The following is a 17,742-nucleotide window of genomic DNA, read 5'->3' on the forward strand; positions in this document are numbered from 1 at the left end:
TGCTCCCGTTCAGGCGCCAATCAGGCTTTGACCGCACACGCGCACGACCTGGCCCGTCACGCCGGCCGAGCCCGGATGCGCGAGCCACGCGATGGTCTGCGCGACGTCGACGGGCTGGCCGCCCTGGCTCATCGAGTTCATGCGGCGGCCGGCCTCGCGGATCGCGAGCGGAATCTTCGCGGTCATCTGCGTTTCGATGAAGCCGGGCGCGACCGCGTTGATCGTGATGCCGCGCGCGCGCAGTGGCGGCGCCATGCTCTGCACCCGGCCGATCACGCCAGCCTTAGACGTGGCGTAGTTGGTCTGGCCGGGATTGCCCGCGATGCCGCTGATCGACGACACCGCGACGATGCGCCCGCCGTCGCGCAGGATGCCGCCCGCGAGCAGCGCGTCGTCGATGCGTTCCTGCGCGCTCAGGTTGATGTCGATCACGCTTTGCCAGACGGCATCGGTCATCTTCGCGATGGTCTTGTCCTTCGTGATGCCGGCGTTGTGCACGACGATGTCGACGCCGAGCTCGTCGAGCGCGGCGGCGATCTGCCCGGGCGCTTCGGGCGCGGCGATGTCGAACGCGAGCGGGCTGCCGTTCAGCCGCCGCATCGTCGCATCGAGCGCGTCGCGCGCGGACGGAATGTCGAGCCCGATCACATGCGCGCCCTCGGCCGCGAGCACGCTCGCGATCGCCGCGCCGATGCCGCGCGCCGCGCCCGTGACCAGCGCACGCCGGCCGGCGAGCGGCTGGCGCCAGTCGAACGCGGGCGCGTCGTGCGGCAGCGCGCCATGTGCCGCGATCCGCACCACCTGACCGGACACATAGGCCGAGCGCGGCGACAGGAAAAAGCGCAGCGTCGCCTCGATGGCGTTTTCAGCGCCTTCCTCCACGTACACGAGATTCGCGGCGATGCCGCGCCGCGCTTCCTTGCCGAGCGAGCGCACGAGCCCTTCGAGCGCGCGCTGGGCAGTCCACTGACGCGGGCTCGCGCAGGCCTCGGGCGGCCGGCCCAGCACGACGATGCGCCCACACTTGCCGAGCGAGCGCAGCGTGTCGTGGAAAAAGCCGTGCAGCGGTTCGAGCAGGCTGCTGTCGTCGATACCGCTCGCGTCGAACATCAACGCGGCAAGCTTGCCCGGCGCACCGGCTTCGGCCGGCTCGAAGCGGCCGGTCATCAGGCCGTGGCGATGGGCGAGCGGCACCCACAGCCCGGCGCTTTCGTGCGCGACGCTCGTCATGCCGATGGTGGCGATCAGACTCCCGAGCGCGTCGAACAGGCGCGGCTCGCGGCCCGCGCCGATCGCGATCAGTCCGTCGAACTCGGGCCGGTCCGCGCGATAGCGCCGCAGCACCTCGGGCTTCGGCAGCCCGAGCGAGCGCGCGAGACGGCCGCCGAACGGCGAGTTGACGAACTTCAGGTAGGAATCATTCATGTTATCGGTTGCTCTGCTGGACGCGCCGCGGGCAGCCCCGTGATTTTCAGGGGCGCCGGACGTGTGTCAGTGTGCCTTGAGTTGCGTGACTCCGGTACGGTTTGCCGCGCCGGGTCGGTAGTTTTTTCTGCGTGAGCGCGCGCATCAGGCCACCAGTTCCAGCGCCTTTTCGAGCGCCTGCTTGCGCTGTTGCAAGCTCGCGAGCAGGTCGAAGTCGGCCGGGAAATCGTCGACCTTGACGACTTGCGCGCCGTAGCGCGCGTAGTCGTCGAGCACGCGCCGCTCGTCCGCGTCGACGAGGCCCTGGCGTTGCGCCGCATCGGTCCATGCGGCGAACTGCGGCAGGCTTTGCGGCAGCGGTTCGAGCAGACCCTGCTTCACCGCCTCGCGCAGCTTCTGCTCGATTTGCGTGAACTGCGGATTGAGCGCGAACGCGAGCTCGCCATAGCCGAGCGCATCGACGTCGGGGTGCGGCACGTACGAGTCGGCGACGAGCCGCTCGCGCGCGGCGCCGGGCGTTTGCATCAGTTCGGCGATCTCGCTGCCGAGCCCGTCCGACGGCTCGCGATGCGGCAGGCCGAACGGGAATGCGAGCACACGCACGAGCGTCGCGGCGACCCGGTTCGGGTAGTTCGCGAGCACGCCGTCGAGCGCGTGCTGCGCCTTGTACAGCGCATCCTCGACGCCCCATCGCACGAGCGGCAGGTCGTCGTGCTGTCGGCCTTCGTCCTCGAAACGCTTCAGCGTCGCCGAGATCAGGAACAGCTGCGACAGCACGTCCCCGAGGCGTCCCGAGATGCGTTCGCGACGCTTCAGATCGCCGCCGAGCACGAACATCGACACGTCGGCGAGCAACGCGAACACGGCCGACAGACGCGTCGCCGCGCGATAGTACGCATGGAGCGGCGCATACGCGCGGCGTGGCTTCGCGATCAGCGCGCCGCCGCTCAGCCCATACACGGCGCTGCGCACCACGTTCGACACCGTGAAATTCACGTGACCGAAGAACGCCGCGTCGAACTCGCGCAAGGCTTTCGCGCGATCGGGCTCGCGCGTCGCCGTCATTTCCTTCAACACGTACGGATGGCAGCGAATCGCGCCCTGGCCGAAGATGATCAGACAGCGCGTCAGAATGTTCGCGCCTTCGACGGTGATCGAGATCGGCATTTGCTGATACGCACGCGCCAGAAAGTTCGACGGCCCCATGCAAATACCCTTGCCGGCGACGACGTCCATGCCGTCGTTGATGACCATGCGCGCGCGCTCGGTGATGTGATATTTGGCGATCGCCGAAATGACGGAGGGCTTTTCGCCGAGGTCGACCGCCTGCGCGGACAGGCGGCGCGCGGCGTCCATCACGTACAGGTTGCCGCCCATGCGGCCGAGCGCTTCCTGCACGCCCTCGAACTTGCCGACGGCGGTGCGGAACTGGCGCCGAATCGCGGCATATGCGCCGGTGCCGCGCACGGCGATCTTCGCCATCCCGACGTTCGACGACGGCAGCGAGATCGCGCGGCCCGCCGCCAGACACTCCATTAGCATGCGCCAGCCGTTGCCGACCTGGGCGCGTCCGCCGATCACCCAGTCGAGCGGAATGAACACGTCCTTGCCCGAGTTCGGGCCGTTCTGGAATACCGCGTTCAACGGCCAGTGACGCCGGCCGATGTCGATGCCAGGGTGGTCGGTCGGAATCAGCGCGCAGGTGATGCCCGGTTCGTCGTTCGCGCCGAGCAGATGGTCGGGGTCGAGCGCGCGGAACGCGAGGCCGAGTACGGTCGCGATCGGCCCGAGCGTGATGTAGCGCTTGTCCCACGTGACGCGAAAGCCGAGCGTCTCGCGGCCCTCGTGCAGGCCCTGGCAAGCGATGCCGACATCGGGAATCGCGGCGGCGTCGGACCCGGCATACGGGCTCGTCAGCGCGAAGCAGGGGATTTCCTCGCCGCGTGCGAGACGCGGCAGATAGTAGTTCTTCTGCGCGTCGGTGCCGTAGTGCATCAGCAACTCGGCCGGGCCGAGCGAGTTCGGCACCATCACCGACACGGCCGCGGCCGAGCAGCGCGTCGCGAGCTTCATGATCACCTGCGAATGCGCGTACGCGGAGAACTGTTTGCCGCCGTACTGCTTCGGAATGATCATGCCGAGAAAGCCGTGCTGCTTGATGAACTGCCACGTTGGCGGCGACAGGTCCTGCCAGACCATCGTGGTTTCCCAGTCGTTCGCGAGGTCGCACAGTTGCTCGCATTCGACGTCGAGGAACGTCTGCTCTTCGGCGCTGAGCATGGCAGGGCCATAGCCGAGCAGCGTGTCCCAGTGCGGGCGGCCCGAGAACAGCTCGGCGTCCCACCAGACCGTGCCCGCCTCGATCGCGTCGCGCTCGGTCGGCGACATCTGCGGCAGGATCTTGCGGAACGTGTCGAGCACCGGTTTCGCGAGCCATGCGCGGCGCAGCGGTTTGATCGTCAGCACGAGGGCGGGGAGTACGAACACGATCGCGAGCAGTGTCGTCAGCAGCGGGCCGGCCGCGCCGCTCACGAGCGCGGCGGCGACCCAGACGATCAGCGAGGCGAGCCACCATGAGGCGCGGGCCTGAACGTAGACGAGAGCGAATGCGGCGATGACGAGCGCCAGGATGAACCACGGCATGACGTTTCCTCCTCTGTGGTGACGCAATCGCCGGGCCGGCTGCGAGTCGCGCTCTTGCGTCGGGCGTTACCGTGTCTTACCGACTCGACTGACGCTGCGCAACGTGGATGTACTGCTCGGGTAAGCGAGCTCGATCGGGTTCCATGTACGACGTGTGGTGGTTATGTCGAGTGATGACGCGCCGACGCCGTGAGACGTCGTCAGGTGGTGCCGTGCAGCCCATGCTGATAGCTTGCCGGCGCCGCTTCCATAGTGCCGCCGCGGCTGTTGCTGTCGACCGTGTCGCGTGCCACTGCGCACGCGGCCTCCTCGCCGCTGGTATGTTCGTGCGCACTGGCGAACGTGCCGTCCACGCCGCCGTCGGTCGCATCGCCGAGCACGGCGCCGAACGCGGCCAGTTGCGAGCCATCCGGCAGCGGCGCCTTCAGCGCGGAGACCATCAGCGACGCCAGGCGCGCGATGAGCTGCAGATCGTTCATCGACTTGCCTTGCGAGAACTCGGCAATCAGGCTGTCGGTATCGGTGCCGGCGAGCACCCCCGACAGCGCGCCGATCGCGAAATGCAACCGCCAGCCGAGCTCCTCGCGCGGCAGATGCGGCAGCGCGCGCTGGAACGCATCGAAGAAGCGCATCGCCACCGCTTCGTAATGCGCGTTCAGAAAGTCGCGGATGAACGACGCGGGATCGGTATAGGCGCGCCCGAGCAGGCGCAGAAACGCTTTGCCGCCGACACGCGGATCGCGCGACAGACGCAGCGCCGGAATGAACATCGCGCCGAGCACGTGCTCGCAGGTCAGGCGCGCGCCGAGCATGACGTCGAAACGGTCGAGCAGCTTCAGGCGCTCCCGGTTCAGCTGATCGAGCCGGCGTGACAGCATCGAGTGAATCAGCGATTCCTTGCTGCCGAAGTGATAGTTGACCGCCGCAAGATTGACTTCGGCGCGCGAAGTGATCTGGCGCAGCGACATCGCCTCATAGCCGCATTCGATGAACAGCGTCTCCGCGGCGTCGAGAATGCGTGACTTCGTATCGCCGGCATGCCGGCCGGGTGTGCGAACTGCCATGTTGCCGTCTCCCAGTTGCCGGGGCTGCCGGCTCGCAAACACGCGATTCAAATCGATATTTGAAACGACCGTTTTTTTAGGATAAGAAAGGATGGTCGGTGCGATCAAGGGACGGGCTCGACGAACTCCTCTAGAAGACCTGTCGGGGAGCCATGCTGGCGAAGCGCGGCGCGTCATGCCGCGCGGAAAATAAAAAGACCGTTCCGAACGAATCGGAACGGCCTCGTGTCGTGTTGCGATGTAATCTGGCCTTGCGCTCGACGACCGGGTTGATCCGGCTCCCACGCGTTGACGCGTATTGGCTAGCCGTCTGGTTCGAAAGCCTCAAGCTCTTAAACTCGTCCTCCGACCGCGCCGCCCGTCGATTCCGCGCCGACGACTTCACGCGCGGACTGCGTCATGTCGATGCCGCGGCGCTCGCGGCTGAACGGAATCAGCGCGCAGATCAGGATCGCGACGATGCCGACCACGATCGCCATCACGAGCGCGTAGTTGTTGCCGTGCAGTTCGGCGGTTTTCGCTTGCAGCGGACCGTTGACCGACGCGATCAGATTGCCGAGCTGATACACGAGACCGGGGAAGGTCGCGCGGATTTCATCGGGCGAGATTTCGTTCAGGTGCACCGGAATCACGCCCCAGGCGCCTTGCACCGAGATCTGCATCAGGAACGCGCCGAGCGCGAGCAGCATCGGCGTGGTCGAGAAGGCCCACAGCGGCAGCACCGGCAGCGCGATCAACGCGGCGATGAAAATCGCGCGCTTGCGACCGATCTTCTCCGACGCCCAGCCGAAGAACAGACCCCCGCAGATCGCGCCGATGTTCAGCGTGATCGTGATCCACGACACCGTGTGCGCGTCGAACTGGCGCTGTACGCGCAGGAAGGTCGGATACAGATCCTGCGAGCCGTGCGAGAAGAAGTTGAAGGCGGTCATCAGGATGATCGCGTACATCGACAGACCGACGTTCAGCTTGAGCGTCGCGACGAGGCCAGGACGGACCTTCTTCTCGAGCGTCTTGAACGCGGGCGACTCCGGCACGTGCGCGCGAATGTACAGCACGAGCAGCGCGGGCAGCACGCCGACGAAGAACATGCCGCGCCAGCCGATGTATTGATAGAACAGGCCGAACACGATCGACGCGAGCAGGTAGCCGCTCGGATAACCGGCTTGCAGAAGACCCGACACGATACCGCGCGACTTCGTCGGCACGGTTTCCATGGTCAGCGCGCCGCCGACACCCCATTCGCCGCCCATCGCGATACCGAACAGCGCGCGCAGCACGAGCAGCGTCATCAGGTTCGGCGACAGACCGGACAGCAGTTCGAGCAGGGAGAAGCACGCGATGTTGAGCATCAGCGTCGGACGACGGCCGTATTTGTCGGCGAGCCAGCCGAAAATCAATGCGCCGAGCGGGCGCATCATCAAGGTCAGCATGATCGCGACTGTGACCGAAGGAATGTCCGTATTGAATTCCTGCGCGATATCTTTCAATACGAACACCATCAGAAAGAAATCGAATGCGTCGAGGGTCCAGCCTAGATAGGCGGCGATCGTGACGTTTCTCTGTTCCCGAGTCCAGCTCATTGCTTGTTCTCCTGAGTCTCCACAAAACCGCGTTTGATCGCGGGCGGCACCGTAGCCCTTGCGCCTTATGGCAAGCGCTTCCCGGCGAGTGTACGCCGAGCATTAAGCGTCTGCATGGTTGAAGCCGGTTTTCTCCGTGTTAATCCGGACAGCAGTTTTCGTGCTGAATTCGTCATGCATGTTTAATGTCGGAAAAATGTAATTGCCGGTTCGATTCATGTTTGTGTTTTGTAATGTTTATCGGGATTTCCCAGCGCCCATTTTTTATGAAGTCTAGGGCAATGGCGTTTTGACGGGGCGGCCCGTGCCGGTCCGCGCGCCGCATCGAACCTTCATGTACAGTTATTTCGCCAACTGATCGACATATCGCTATGTCCTTGACGCCATCGCCTTCGTTGCTCGACGAGATGCTCGACGCTGTCGCGCGTCGCTATCGCCTGCCGGCGCTCGCGGCCGTCTGCGCGCCGACGCAGCAAGCGAGACCCGCCACCGTGCTCGCGCTCGCGATCGAGCAGGCTCGTGAGGCGCGCGCGCGTGGCGAAGCGCCGGATGCGGCGAACCAGCGCTTCTTCGTCGAGGCGCTCGCGCGCATGATTCGGGAGGCGATGCGCGAGGAAGCCGGCGACCCGGTGTTTCAGGCGACGCTGCTACGGCACCGCAGCACGGTGGTGCGCGAGTACGCGTCGCTGGCCGCGCACGCGAGCGTCGATCGCCGGCTGATCTACGCGGCCGTCAATGCGATCGCACATCCGGCCAAACAGCAGCGGCTGCTACCCGGCCTGCAACGCGACGCGCTGGCGCGTCTGCACGCGCTGGCGTTCGCCGAAGCGTGGCCCGAGCTGGCCGAAGCCGTGCAAGCTTGCATCGATACGCCGCAAATCGCGCACGACGCGGCGCTGCAACGCGGCCTCGCGCAATTGCTGGAGAGTGCCGCTTTGCAGCGCTTGCGCCGTCTTTACGCGCTCGCGTCCGACGAGCGCGTGCGCCAGTACCAGACGCTGTGGGATCGCCAGGGACCGCGCCCGGGAAGCTCGACTGCCGTGGCACGAGGCTTGAGTTCGAAGCAGCGCGGCGCCGCGGTCGAGGCATCGGCCGCCGACGCGCTCGACGCGCTCGCGCGGCGCCTCAATGATGCGCAGGGTGCGCTCGCCTCGTACCGTGTCGTGAACTCGATGCGCGTGCCGGCCGCGATACCCGCGAGCCACGAGCGCGCGAAAACCGAATGGGACGTGGTGCTGCTGCGCCAGGCACAGCCCCCGGCCGACGCGGCGGCGTGGGACGTCTGCCTGCTCGTCGAAGCGAAGGCATCGGTCGATGCAGCCACCACCGATCTGCCGCGGCTCGTGCGTGGACTGACGCTGCTTGCGCATGCGGACCCGCACACCGTCTACCCGTTTCGGACGCAGCAGGGGACGGTGGGTTTGAGCGGCGCGTCGCTCGCCGCGCTGACGAGCGACGGCGCCGGTCTTCGCAGGACCGTGCTCTATTGCTGCGACGCACCCGTCGAAGCGGCGCCGCGCGTGCTGGGCCCTGCGAGCCGGATGCAGCTGCTGTCGGCGCACGCCAGCCTCGATTTCGCGGCCGCACTGGCGGATGGGCGCGACGCCGATTGCGCGGTGCTGGAACCGGTGTGGCATCAGTTGCTCGAATCGCCGAGATGGCGGACGGCGCTCGACCAGTACGCGACGCTGCGCGAGGTCCGCGAATTGATGGTTCATCCGGACGACTTGCGGGCCGCCGTCGGCATCGCCGACGCAAGACGGTTGAGCGCGGCGCGCTAGGCCTGCCAGGTCTGCCTGGGGCCAACGCAAGCGCTGTGCCGCAGTCGCGGCGCGATTGCATTGGAGGTGGCGCGCGAGTTGCTCGTAGCGATAGATCTTCGAGCAAAAAGGAGGGGTGATGGAAATGCCGTCGAAGCGACTGTCGGACACACAGGTGCAGGTTGCCAGCAAGATCTACGGATTTCGTTCGCCACAGGAGGCGGACCGTTTCGTGCAATGTCTGCGCGGCGGCGACGCGAGCCGCTGCGTCGCGGACGTTCCGCCCGAGACAGCAACCGATGCCTATCCCCCCGGAACCCGCACAGGGTCGGGCGCGGGCATGACGATCGGGCCGCTGCCGGGCGGGCTCGATAGCGACGAGTAACGCGTTTGCGCCGGGTCGCCGGGGCGGGCACGGTTCTAACGCCTCGGCGATCAGAAAGACAATCTCGACCCGGGCAATCCGTCGAACCTGCAATCACGACATTTGCGACATGCGCGTGTTGCGACGTGCGCGTGTTGCGACATGCGCGTATTGCGACGTGCGCGTGTTGCGACGCCCACGTCAGCGCACCGGCCCCAGCGACGCCGACAGAGGTGCGGAGCCGCCGCCCTGCGTCCGGTCGATCAGATAGCGGCCCTGTTCGACGCCGGCGCGCAACGCTTCCGCCTCGGTGAGCCATTCCGGCGTCACGGGCTCCACGTTGGCCAGATTGGCGGGTATCTCCAGCGGCCGGCCCTCGCGGGAAATCGACACGTCGGCGATCCAGGCGCCTCGCGAGTTCCGATGCGCGGTCACCGTGATCAGCGCGCCGCGGTGCGCGTCATACATCGCGTTGTGGGAGCCGTGCTCGACGCGCGCGGCCGGCATCGCGCGTCCGTCCGCGCTAGCCATATCGGAGCCGGTCTCGCCGATGCTTGCGTCGGCGCTGCGGTCAGTGTGATCGGTTGGGGGGAGCGGGGTCATGCTGTCCTCGGCGAGCGAATGATCTGCCTGATTCGAGCAAGCGCTGTGCCGACAGGGCGAACGCGTGCAGGCATCCGTCCAGGAACGGGCACGCGGCGTGCGATCGCTCAGCGCGGGCCCGGCTCTTGCGCTGCGTTCAGCGCTGGCGTCGCTTCGCTCTGTCGGCCGAGAGGCGAAGTCTTTGCTGATGGCGGCCGCCGCAAATGCATCGTAAGGAGGACGGAATGTCGATCCATGCGAAGGTCACGAGGTGGCGCAACGTCGGGCGATTCTGCGTCGAACGTATAACCGACTATAGCGAACTGTTCGCGCTGGAAGTCGAGGAGACGCGAAAGCGTCTGGTGCGCGAGTTGAGCGCACTCATGGCGTTGGCAGTCGCGGGCCTGTTCACGCTGTCCTTCATTTGCATCGCGATCATCGCCACCGCGTGGCAGACGCCTTACTTCCTTGCGGTGGTATGGGGCGTGGCCGCCGCGTGGCTGCTCGTTTGCATCGTGTCCTTGCTCTTCTTGCGGGCGCAGAAACCGGCGCAATCGCTTCACGTGCTCAAGGCCGAGATTCACTCCGATCTCGACGCTCTCAGGGAGTCGCTCAAATGAGTCAGCCACATCACGCCAATGAGCTTGCCCGGGTCACCATTCTGGAACGCATGGAGGCATCGCGAGCCGCATTGGTCGCGGCGAACCAGACTGCCGCGTTGCCGGCGGCGCGGGCAGCCTCGCGGTCCTCCGCCGGCAATGTGCTCGCGTCGCTCGCCGAGGCGCCGCATGTTGCGCTGCTTCTCGCGCTGGTGATCGGCGGCATCGTGCTGGGGCCGCGCCGCACGCTGTCGATCGCGGGCCGTTCCGGTCTTGCGGCGTGGATCGCCCGCAATGTGCGGCGGTCGATCGTGCAGTGACGCCCTGAGCGAAAGCAGCGATCGGACCACGCAAAGCAGAATCGCCTCAGCGAACCGTGTGCAACCCTACCAGCCTGCTAGACTGGAAGTTCCCCTGCAAGCCATGGAGGGAGATATGACGACCGTCTACGTCGTAAAGACCGGCGAAAAGTTCCTCTGCACCGCAGAGGACGGCGATATCGGCATGGCACCGGAGATCAAGGAAGCCACGTCCTTTCGCTCGTATGAGGAAGCGAATAAAGTCGCGAACGAGCACGCCGACCCCGGATACGAAATTCTGACCATCGACGTTAAGAAACGCTGACGAGGTGTTAGCTGTTCGCGCCCCGGCGCTCAGCGAATGAACGCTGGCAATTCAACAGGCGCCATGCAATATGGCGCTCGATCAGGTGCGTCCGAAATCGTCGTCATGACGGTTTCGGGCATTCAGGCGGCGGCCGAAATCACTCTGCAAGCGCGCATAGCACGACACTCCACGCCGTCCCCGGCGGGGAGGGCATGCTCTGCAGCGGCGAACTGGTCAGACGGGCAGGCTTACGATCCGCCAAAGAACACCGGCTTCATCCCACTCGTGCTGGCCGGATTACCCATCTGCTGCGTACCGCTGGTCGCGGGGCCGTAGCCGCTGCTCTGGCCTGCGGCAGTGGCGTTGGTGGTCGGCATGTTGGTAGGAAAGTCGACGGTATTCGCATTGGCCGGATTGAAGCCGGCTTGCTCGAGCTGAGCGATTTCTGCCTGCACTTGCGCGTGCGTCAGCGCCCCGTCCGACTGCGCCAGCGATGCAACTGACACAGCCATGACCGCGACCGCGCAAGCTGTGTGGACTAACGTCTTCATGATGGCCCGCCTCCTTGTTGGTTACTCCGGCTGACTCGCGCTTCGCTTCTCGCGGTTCAACTGATCAAAGATTAGGTGAGGAACCGTACAGTGGTCGTTTATTTTTCATGGTAGGGGGTTCGTCCATCAGCCGACGCTGGTCGACGCTCGCGCCCGAACGCTCCGATGTCGGCCGCGCATCCGAGACCGTACCTCCGGACACGAGCCGACATCATCGAGGCGTGGGTCAAGCAGCCGTTCGCGGTTCGTCGTCGAACATCCGCATTCCCGCGGGTGCCGTCGTCAAGAAAGCTCAGGTGCGCGTAATCGAAGCCCCACCGTCCACCAACGAAGCGGTACCCGTCACGAAGGACGAATCGTCGGAAGCAAGGTAGAGCGCCGAGCGGGCAATCTCTTCCGGCTTTGCGACCCGCTTGAGCGCGTGCAGCCCGGTCACGAACGTCTGCGATTCGGCCGTATCGTTCATACCGCGATACATCTGCGTGTCCACCGCGCCCGGGAGGATCGCGTTGACGCGCACGCCTTGGGGGCCGTATTCAGCCGCGAGCGCTTGCGTCAGTCCGATCAGCCCGGCTTTGCTCGCGGCATAGGCGGCGGTCCCCGGGAAGGCGAACGAGTAGCCGACGAACGTCGACGTGAAGATGATCGACCCACCGCCTTGCTTGATCATTTCAGGAATCTGATGCTTGGCGCCGACAAACGCGCTCGTCAGGTTGGTGGCCAGCGTCGCTGACCAGCCCGCTTCCGATACGCCTGTGGACGGTCCCATTTCACCGAGCGTCCCCGCGTTGTTGTAGGCGATGTCGAGGCGGCCGAAGCGGCTGACGGCGAGTTCGACCAGCGCTTTCGCGAATTCTTCGGATTGCACGTCCCCTGCCAGCGAGACAGCCGTGCCGCCGTCGCGAGCGATCTCGCTCACCAGCGCCTCGAGTTCAGCTTCGCGGCGTGCGGCCACGACAACTTTCGCGCCTTCGGCGGCGAACAGCCTGGCGGCGGCGCGACCAATGCCCGCGCTGGCGCCAGTGACGATAGCGACTTTTCCTGTCAAGCGTTGCATGTTGAATCTCCGGTTTGATCATCGGCCGATGCCCAATGCGTCGGCTCGTCGAGACGTACTATAAGATTCCGTTCTTGAGACAAAAAGACCAAAAATATGGCGATATCATTCAGCTTTTATGAATGACCGGAGTGCCATATGGACCGGCTGCGCGCGTTTGAGATCTTCGTCACCGTAGTCGACCGGGGCAGCTTTGCGCGCGCGGCCGATGCGCTCGAAACCTCGCCCGCGAACGTGACCCGCTACGTGAATGAACTGGAGGCGCATCTCGGTGCGCGGCTTCTGAATCGCACCTCACGCAGATTGTCTGTTACCGAGGCCGGTGAAACGCTTTATTCGCGATGCAAGGCAATCCTCGAAGACGTTGCGCAAACGGAAGGGCTCGTGTCGACAACGTCGATCGAACCGCGTGGACGGCTGCGTATCAATGCACCGGTCAGCTTCGGCATCCTGCATCTCGCGCCGCTGTGGCCACGGTTCATGCAGCAATATCCCGACGTCGAACTCGACATCACGCTGATAGATCGCGTCGTCGATATCGTCGAGGAGGGCTTCGATCTCGCCATCCGCATCTCGCGCGCCGGCACGGTCGATCACGCGGCCCGCAAACTGGCGACGTCGACAAACATCCTGTGTGCATCTCCCGACTATCTGAAGCGTTGGGGACATCCTGAAACGCCGACGGACCTGCTCGGACATCGATGTATCGGCTATACGTATGCCGCCACGGCGGACGAGTGGCAACTGATGGACAAAGACGGCAAAACGCATGCTGTCGAGGTCGACTGCCACATGCACACCAATAACGGCGACACCGCGCGCGCGGCGGCGCTCGCGGGGCACGGCGTGATCTGGCAGCCGACGTTTCTGATCGGCGAGGACCTACGCGCAGGCCGGCTCGTCCAGGTATTGCCCGAATACCGTTTGCCGGATATCGATGTGCTCGCGCTGTATCCGAGCCGTCGCCACGTGAGCGCAAAAGTTCGTGCGGCAATCGATTTCCTGGTCAACGCGTTCTCGGGCGTGCCACCGTGGGACGAGACGTGAAGGGGATGTCTGATGTGTGTCGGCTACCCGGAAAGCGGATGCCTGCAATTGGGGAAGAGGCCGCCGGGCACGGCGCGTTCGATAGCACGATTCAACTGGAATTCGGTCTGTCACCGTTCTTTAATGTGTCGTATGGCGCGTCATGCAGGAGACCTGACACACCAGATGAAAACTGCACATTGAATCACCGGCACGGTCGCCCTCCAACGAGTTCACGCAGTGGCAGGTCTGGATCAGCGATGTCCCGGAACAAGAACCGACGGGAGACATTCGTGAGAACATTCGACGCCATCATGGCTGGTCTGATCTGCTGTTCATGCACAGCCGTGGCCTACGCCGCCGACATCAAGGGAGCCGGCAGCACGTTCGCCGCTCCTCTCTACACCCGATGGGCCGCCGACTACCAGAAGTCGGGTGGCAGCAGGGTGATCTATCAGGGCACGGGTTCGTCCGATGGGCTCAAGCAGGTCATCGCCCGGGAAGTCGACTTTGCGGGCTCGGACGCGCCACTGACCGACGATCAACTGACCCGCAACGGCTTGCGGCAATTTCCAACCGTAATCGGCGGCGTGGTACCCGTCGTGAACCTTCCGGGACTCAAAGCCGGCGAGGTGATGTTGACGGGGCCGGTCGTCGCCGACATCTTTCTCGGCAAGATTCAGTTCTGGGACGACCCGGCAATCGTGCGGTTGAACCCAAAGATCAAGATGCCTAACTACCCGATTGCCGTGGTGCGTCGCCAGGATGGCTCGGGCACGACGCTGATCTGGACTCACTATCTCGCGCAGGTCAGTCCCGAATGGAAGCGCAGGGTAGGCGAAGGCACTAGCGTGCGATGGCCGCTCGGCATCGGCGGCAAAGGCAACGAGGGCATTGCCACGTACGTCGGCTATCTGCCCGGCGCAATCGGCTATGTCGCATGGGATTTCACGAAACAGAACCGCTTGAAGTACGTTGCCATGACCAATGCGGCGGGTAATGTCGTTCAGCCCAGCGCCGCGACCTTCAGGGCAGCCGCGGCGAGCGCGGACTGGTCGGGTTCTCTCTCGCAATCGCTGACCAACCAGCCGGGCAAGGATGCCTGGCCGATCATGGGCGCGACTTATGTGTTGCTTCCCGCGACGCCGAACCAGCCGGGCCACGACGAAGCCACCATGAAGTTTTTCGAATGGGCGTTGAGTCATGGTGGGCCGACGGTCAACGCGCTGGATTACATACCGCTTCCGGAACTGGTCGTGACGAAGATCCGCGCACAATGGCCCGCCGATGCAGGCGAAAAGTCGGTGCACAACGCGTTCGCGGTGCCGTGACCACCTCGTGGCGGATCGGGGAGTTCTGTCAATGCTCACGGCAGCCAGACGCCTTTACGCTCATCGAAACGTTCTGAAAAATCGCGCAATCGTGTCTTGCGCGTGTCGATTTCTCCTATGATCATTCGTCGTAGTCACTGGAGGCGCCGTTGCCTCCAGACACTTTCGTCTTCAAAGGGAAAACCCAAATGCGCGTTATGGTCATGATCAAGGCAACCCCCGAATCGGAAGCCGGGCAAATGCCGAGTACGGAACTCCTCACGGCGATGGGGCAGTACAACGAGCAATTGGTCAAGGCCGGCATCATGCAGGGCGGAGACGGGTTGAAGCCGAGTTCGGCCGGCGCTCGCGTGAGGTTCTCAGGGAAGGACCGCACCGTCATTGACGGCCCGTTTGCGGAAACCAAGGAATTGATCGCCGGGTACTGGCTCTGGCAGGTTCAATCGATGGACGAAGCGATCGAATGGGTAAAGCGCTGCCCGAATCCGATGGTCAGTGATTCAGAGATCGAGATTCGCCCGTTCTTTGAGCCTGCGGACTTTGGCGAAGCTTTTACGCCCGAGCTTCAAGACGAGGAAAATCGTCTGCGCAAGCAAATTGACGGGCAGATGCGTTGACGATTTTCACCGCATCAGTCTGCGGGAATGCGCAGGCAATCCCACTCCGACTGTCTGAGACTTGACGCGGGCTTCCGATGCATTGTCCGGAAGCCCGATGCCACGGGTCGATGATTGCCGTCGTCAGTGGCTGTCGCCCGGCCAGGCGTTCGAAGCCGGTCGGTGCGAAGGTATCTGCTCGATCTTTTCGGCGCTCAGGTCGCTCGGGAACCAATCGCCCACATCCGGTTCGGCTTGAAGATCCCGCCGTTGGCATTGGGCAGGTTTACGACCTTATGCAACTGCTTTTCGGCATACAGTTGGCGCGTGCGAAACGCGTTCCCAGGAGATCGACGCAATGCCTTATCTACAGCTTGATGTAAACGATCACTACTCTGTCGAGAGTAAAAGGCTGCTCGCGGCGAAAATGAGTGAGACCTATGCTCGGATGATGTCGGTGGACGTCAGGCGAATCAGCGTAGCCATACGCGAACTCGGTCCCGGTAGCGTCTGGCGCATTGCGCAGGAGAGCGGAGAACCGGTGCCTGTCGCGTTGATGATGCTCGATATCAGAAGGGGGCGGCCGCCCGAGTCGCGCATGGAGGTGGCCAAAGCGCTTTGCGCGCTCTGCATCGATATTCTTGGCTTGCGCGAGGACCGACTCAACGTTGAGTTCACTCAGCACTCCGGCGATGAGATGTATCACCCGGCGCTTGGAGGTTACAGCCCGGAATGGGAGCCGGGCGAGCGATGAGGGTCCGGCTTCCGCGGCCTGTATTTGCGCATGGCCGTGTGACGTCGCCGATATGCGGGAACCACGAGGGCGCCAGGATCGGATCCGCCTCCGTTGCGCCACGACCCGAGCCAAAGTAGGAGGAGGGCCATGAGCGGGCTTGCCACATACCTGGCGGGTAATCGGCGGACGCGGCCGTGGTGGATGGTCTTGATCACGACGGTGTTCTGTTTCTTATGCCAGAGCGTCGTCGCGCAAGCGGACGACGGCGCGGCTCGCCTGCACGCGAAATATCAAAGTCTGACGCAGCAACTCGCGCACAACCAGTTTCAGCGACCGCTGTACCTCGAATCGCAGGAGTTGCCGTCGGCGCTCAAGGGCGATATTTACGGGCTGCTCAACTATCCTTTCGCGGTGGTCAGCGGCGCGCTCAACGACCCGACTCAGGGCCCGGCCAACTGGTGCGACGTGCTGATCCTGCATCTGAACACCAAATACTGCCACGCGTCGACCAGCGACAGCGGTACGATCCTCACCGTGAACATCGGCAAGAAAACCAAGGAATCGCTTTCGTCGTCGTACCGCGTGCAATTCAACTTTCGTGCGGTAGCGAGCACCCCCGATTATTTTCGCGTCGAGCTCACTGCCGCCAAGGGTCCGCTGAGCACGAAAGACTACCGTATCGTGGTGGAAGCGATACCGGTGGGCGATAACCGCACCTTTATTCACCTGACCTACGCGTACGGATATGGCACGGCGGGACGGATTGCCATGAAAACCTACCTGGCGACGATCGGCAGCGACAAGGTCGGCTTTTCCGCTACGCCCGATTCGTCGACGAGCGAGCCGCAATACATCGGCGGCGTGCGCGGCCTGGTCGAACGCAATACGATGCGCTACTACCTCGCCATCGATGCCTATCTTGGCGCGCTTTCCAGCCCGCCCAACGCCCGCCTCGACAAACGCCTCGCTGACTGGTTCGATGCGACCGAGCAGTATCCGCGGCAATTGCACGAGGTCAGCCGCGCCGACTATATGCAAATGAAGCACGACGAGTATCAACGTCAGCAGATCGCCCAGTGATCCGCGCAGCGGGCGGGGATCTGATCAATGCAACGCAATATCGTGTTGAAGGTTTTTTCGGGGGGATGTCGATCCGATGGTGCGTCGATCGTCGTTGCCTGGTAAGACAATTGGTCAGGAACCTTGGATCTGCCGTTTTGCGCCAAGTCTGGCCGCCATCGTCATCCGACCTGGGAGCACACTGTGAACCGACTCCACAATCCGATCCTGCAAGTCCTGGAGGGCTACAAAGCCGCGGTATTGGCAAAAGACGTGGACGCGTTCGTTGCGCTATACGACCGCGATGCGGTGGTCTTCGACATGTGGGGGACATGGTCGTACAACGGCATCGCATCGTGGCGCGCCATGGTGGAGGGCTGGTTCGGTTCGCTGGGTACGGAACGTGTGATAGTCGATTTCAGCGTGGCGCGAACGATCGTCGCCGCGGACCTCGCCGTCGTTCACGCCTTCGCGACATATAAAGCCGTCGACGCCGACGGATCGGAACTGCGCTCCATGGACAATCGCCTGACCATGACGCTGAGGCAGCAGGCCGACGGATGGAAAATTGTCCACCAGCACACCTCCTCTCCGATCGAGGTCGGCACGGCGCAGGTAATTTTCAGGCGCTAGGGAAGCGCTGATCAATGGACCAACTGCCCAAGTTGCAGACGAGATGCCGTCGAATTTTCCGGATGACGAAGCGAATCGATGCTCAACTCGGTGAATTGGACGCGCAAACGAGGCTCCCTGCTCGCAT

18 protein-coding genes are annotated in these 17,742 nt (G+C 63.9%); 11 read left to right on the forward strand and 7 right to left on the reverse strand.

The window, feature by feature from the left end; translation table 11 throughout:
* Nucleotides 1-9 precede the first annotated feature (9 nt).
* The 4 genes from F6X39_RS28295 to F6X39_RS28310 form a co-directional block, all read right to left on the reverse strand.
* The gene (locus tag F6X39_RS28295) at nucleotides 10-1,425 is read right to left on the reverse strand and encodes a 3-oxoacyl-ACP reductase (RefSeq protein WP_187619004.1); all 1,416 of its coding nucleotides are present in this window, start codon (nucleotides 1,423-1,425) and stop codon (nucleotides 10-12) included.
* A gap of 144 nt (nucleotides 1,426-1,569) precedes the next feature.
* Nucleotides 1,570-4,068 (reverse strand): acyl-CoA dehydrogenase, encoded by a 2,499-nt coding sequence (locus F6X39_RS28300; RefSeq protein WP_187619005.1) that lies wholly within the window; start codon nucleotides 4,066-4,068, stop codon nucleotides 1,570-1,572.
* 200 nt (nucleotides 4,069-4,268) lie between these two features.
* A complete protein-coding gene (locus F6X39_RS28305; protein WP_187619006.1) occupies nucleotides 4,269-5,132 on the reverse strand; it encodes a TetR/AcrR family transcriptional regulator in 864 nt (287 codons plus the stop codon).
* Nucleotides 5,133-5,464: 332 nt separating this feature from the next.
* Nucleotides 5,465-6,715: an MFS transporter gene (locus F6X39_RS28310; protein ID WP_187619007.1), complete on the reverse strand. Its 1,251-nt coding sequence runs from the start codon at nucleotides 6,713-6,715 to the stop codon at nucleotides 5,465-5,467.
* Nucleotides 6,716-7,086: 371 nt separating this feature from the next.
* Here F6X39_RS28310 and F6X39_RS28315 point away from each other — a divergent pair, with 371 nt between their 5' ends.
* Nucleotides 7,087-8,496, forward strand: a complete 1,410-nt coding sequence (locus F6X39_RS28315; RefSeq protein ID WP_187619008.1) for a 3-deoxy-D-arabino-heptulosonate 7-phosphate synthase — start codon at nucleotides 7,087-7,089, stop codon at nucleotides 8,494-8,496.
* 118 nt (nucleotides 8,497-8,614) lie between these two features.
* On the forward strand, nucleotides 8,615-8,860 hold the full coding sequence (locus tag F6X39_RS28320) for a hypothetical protein (RefSeq protein ID WP_187619009.1): 246 nt from the start codon (nucleotides 8,615-8,617) through the stop codon (nucleotides 8,858-8,860).
* Nucleotides 8,861-9,040: 180 nt separating this feature from the next.
* Here F6X39_RS28320 and F6X39_RS28325 read toward each other — a convergent pair whose 3' ends face one another.
* Nucleotides 9,041-9,442, reverse strand: a complete 402-nt coding sequence (locus F6X39_RS28325) for a DUF6566 family protein (RefSeq protein ID WP_187619010.1) — start codon at nucleotides 9,440-9,442, stop codon at nucleotides 9,041-9,043.
* Between the two features lie 224 nt (nucleotides 9,443-9,666).
* On the opposite strand from F6X39_RS28325, the gene F6X39_RS28330 reads away from it, so the two are divergent.
* The 3 genes from F6X39_RS28330 to F6X39_RS28340 all read left to right on the forward strand — a co-directional run bounded on the left by F6X39_RS28330 (nucleotide 9,667) and on the right by F6X39_RS28340 (nucleotide 10,644).
* The gene (locus tag F6X39_RS28330) at nucleotides 9,667-10,041 is read left to right on the forward strand and encodes a phage holin family protein (RefSeq protein ID WP_187619011.1); all 375 of its coding nucleotides are present in this window, start codon (nucleotides 9,667-9,669) and stop codon (nucleotides 10,039-10,041) included.
* Entirely contained in the window at nucleotides 10,038-10,340 is a 303-nt protein-coding gene (locus F6X39_RS28335; protein WP_262414838.1) for a hypothetical protein, read from the forward strand. The genes F6X39_RS28330 and F6X39_RS28335 overlap by 4 nt, the downstream gene beginning before the upstream one ends.
* Before the next feature lie 115 nt (nucleotides 10,341-10,455).
* Nucleotides 10,456-10,644 carry a hypothetical protein gene (locus F6X39_RS28340; protein WP_090805701.1) on the forward strand — a complete coding sequence of 63 codons (189 nt, stop codon included), beginning with the start codon at nucleotides 10,456-10,458 and terminating at the stop codon, nucleotides 10,642-10,644.
* A gap of 230 nt (nucleotides 10,645-10,874) precedes the next feature.
* On the opposite strand, the gene F6X39_RS28345 is transcribed toward F6X39_RS28340, so the two are convergent.
* Together F6X39_RS28345 and F6X39_RS28350 are read right to left on the reverse strand one after the other, a co-directional pair.
* A complete protein-coding gene (locus F6X39_RS28345; protein ID WP_184029736.1) occupies nucleotides 10,875-11,177 on the reverse strand; it encodes a DUF4148 domain-containing protein in 303 nt (100 codons plus the stop codon).
* Nucleotides 11,178-11,469: 292 nt separating this feature from the next.
* Nucleotides 11,470-12,234 carry an SDR family oxidoreductase gene (locus tag F6X39_RS28350; RefSeq protein WP_184029733.1) on the reverse strand — a complete coding sequence of 255 codons (765 nt, stop codon included), beginning with the start codon at nucleotides 12,232-12,234 and terminating at the stop codon, nucleotides 11,470-11,472.
* Between the two features lie 138 nt (nucleotides 12,235-12,372).
* Between F6X39_RS28350 and F6X39_RS28355 the strand changes: the two genes are divergently transcribed.
* The 6 genes from F6X39_RS28355 to F6X39_RS28380 all read left to right on the forward strand — a co-directional run bounded on the left by F6X39_RS28355 (nucleotide 12,373) and on the right by F6X39_RS28380 (nucleotide 17,615).
* Complete coding sequence (locus F6X39_RS28355; protein ID WP_187619012.1) at nucleotides 12,373-13,281, forward strand: LysR family transcriptional regulator; 909 nt, start codon at nucleotides 12,373-12,375, stop codon at nucleotides 13,279-13,281.
* Nucleotides 13,282-13,553: 272 nt separating this feature from the next.
* Entirely contained in the window at nucleotides 13,554-14,591 is a 1,038-nt protein-coding gene (gene pstS / locus F6X39_RS28360; protein ID WP_316251732.1) for a phosphate ABC transporter substrate-binding protein PstS, read from the forward strand.
* Between the two features lie 188 nt (nucleotides 14,592-14,779).
* Nucleotides 14,780-15,208, forward strand: a complete 429-nt coding sequence (locus F6X39_RS28365) for a YciI family protein (RefSeq protein WP_184071339.1) — start codon at nucleotides 14,780-14,782, stop codon at nucleotides 15,206-15,208.
* A gap of 337 nt (nucleotides 15,209-15,545) precedes the next feature.
* On the forward strand, nucleotides 15,546-15,941 hold the full coding sequence (locus F6X39_RS28370; protein WP_187619013.1) for a tautomerase family protein: 396 nt from the start codon (nucleotides 15,546-15,548) through the stop codon (nucleotides 15,939-15,941).
* 129 nt (nucleotides 15,942-16,070) lie between these two features.
* On the forward strand, nucleotides 16,071-17,003 hold the full coding sequence (locus F6X39_RS28375) for a hypothetical protein (protein ID WP_187619014.1): 933 nt from the start codon (nucleotides 16,071-16,073) through the stop codon (nucleotides 17,001-17,003).
* Between the two features lie 123 nt (nucleotides 17,004-17,126).
* Nucleotides 17,127-17,615, forward strand: a complete 489-nt coding sequence (locus F6X39_RS28380) for a YybH family protein (protein WP_222945340.1) — start codon at nucleotides 17,127-17,129, stop codon at nucleotides 17,613-17,615.
* Nucleotides 17,616-17,742 lie beyond the last annotated feature (127 nt).

It is taken from the genome of Paraburkholderia sp. UCT2, from assembly GCF_014397665.1.
GTDB classification, from domain to species: domain Bacteria; phylum Pseudomonadota; class Gammaproteobacteria; order Burkholderiales; family Burkholderiaceae; genus Paraburkholderia; species Paraburkholderia tuberum.

Coding starts and splice junctions, on each gene's coding strand:
- F6X39_RS28305 (WP_187619006.1), bottom strand. CDS start 5,132: ATGGCAGTTCGCACACCCGGCCGGCATGCCGGCGATACGAAGTCACGC.
- F6X39_RS28330 (WP_187619011.1), top strand. CDS start 9,667: ATGTCGATCCATGCGAAGGTCACGAGGTGGCGCAACGTCGGGCGATTC.
- F6X39_RS28370 (WP_187619013.1), top strand. CDS start 15,546: ATGCCTTATCTACAGCTTGATGTAAACGATCACTACTCTGTCGAGAGT.
- F6X39_RS28295 (WP_187619004.1), bottom strand. CDS start 1,425: ATGAATGATTCCTACCTGAAGTTCGTCAACTCGCCGTTCGGCGGCCGT.
- F6X39_RS28325 (WP_187619010.1), bottom strand. CDS start 9,442: ATGACCCCGCTCCCCCCAACCGATCACACTGACCGCAGCGCCGACGCA.
- F6X39_RS28365 (WP_184071339.1), top strand. CDS start 14,780: ATGCGCGTTATGGTCATGATCAAGGCAACCCCCGAATCGGAAGCCGGG.
- F6X39_RS28340 (WP_090805701.1), top strand. CDS start 10,456: ATGACGACCGTCTACGTCGTAAAGACCGGCGAAAAGTTCCTCTGCACC.
- F6X39_RS28350 (WP_184029733.1), bottom strand. CDS start 12,234: ATGCAACGCTTGACAGGAAAAGTCGCTATCGTCACTGGCGCCAGCGCG.
- F6X39_RS28355 (WP_187619012.1), top strand. CDS start 12,373: ATGGACCGGCTGCGCGCGTTTGAGATCTTCGTCACCGTAGTCGACCGG.
- F6X39_RS28320 (WP_187619009.1), top strand. CDS start 8,615: ATGGAAATGCCGTCGAAGCGACTGTCGGACACACAGGTGCAGGTTGCC.
- F6X39_RS28300 (WP_187619005.1), bottom strand. CDS start 4,068: ATGCCGTGGTTCATCCTGGCGCTCGTCATCGCCGCATTCGCTCTCGTC.
- F6X39_RS28375 (WP_187619014.1), top strand. CDS start 16,071: ATGAGCGGGCTTGCCACATACCTGGCGGGTAATCGGCGGACGCGGCCG.
- F6X39_RS28335 (WP_262414838.1), top strand. CDS start 10,038: ATGAGTCAGCCACATCACGCCAATGAGCTTGCCCGGGTCACCATTCTG.
- F6X39_RS28315 (WP_187619008.1), top strand. CDS start 7,087: ATGTCCTTGACGCCATCGCCTTCGTTGCTCGACGAGATGCTCGACGCT.
- F6X39_RS28345 (WP_184029736.1), bottom strand. CDS start 11,177: ATGAAGACGTTAGTCCACACAGCTTGCGCGGTCGCGGTCATGGCTGTG.
- F6X39_RS28310 (WP_187619007.1), bottom strand. CDS start 6,715: ATGAGCTGGACTCGGGAACAGAGAAACGTCACGATCGCCGCCTATCTA.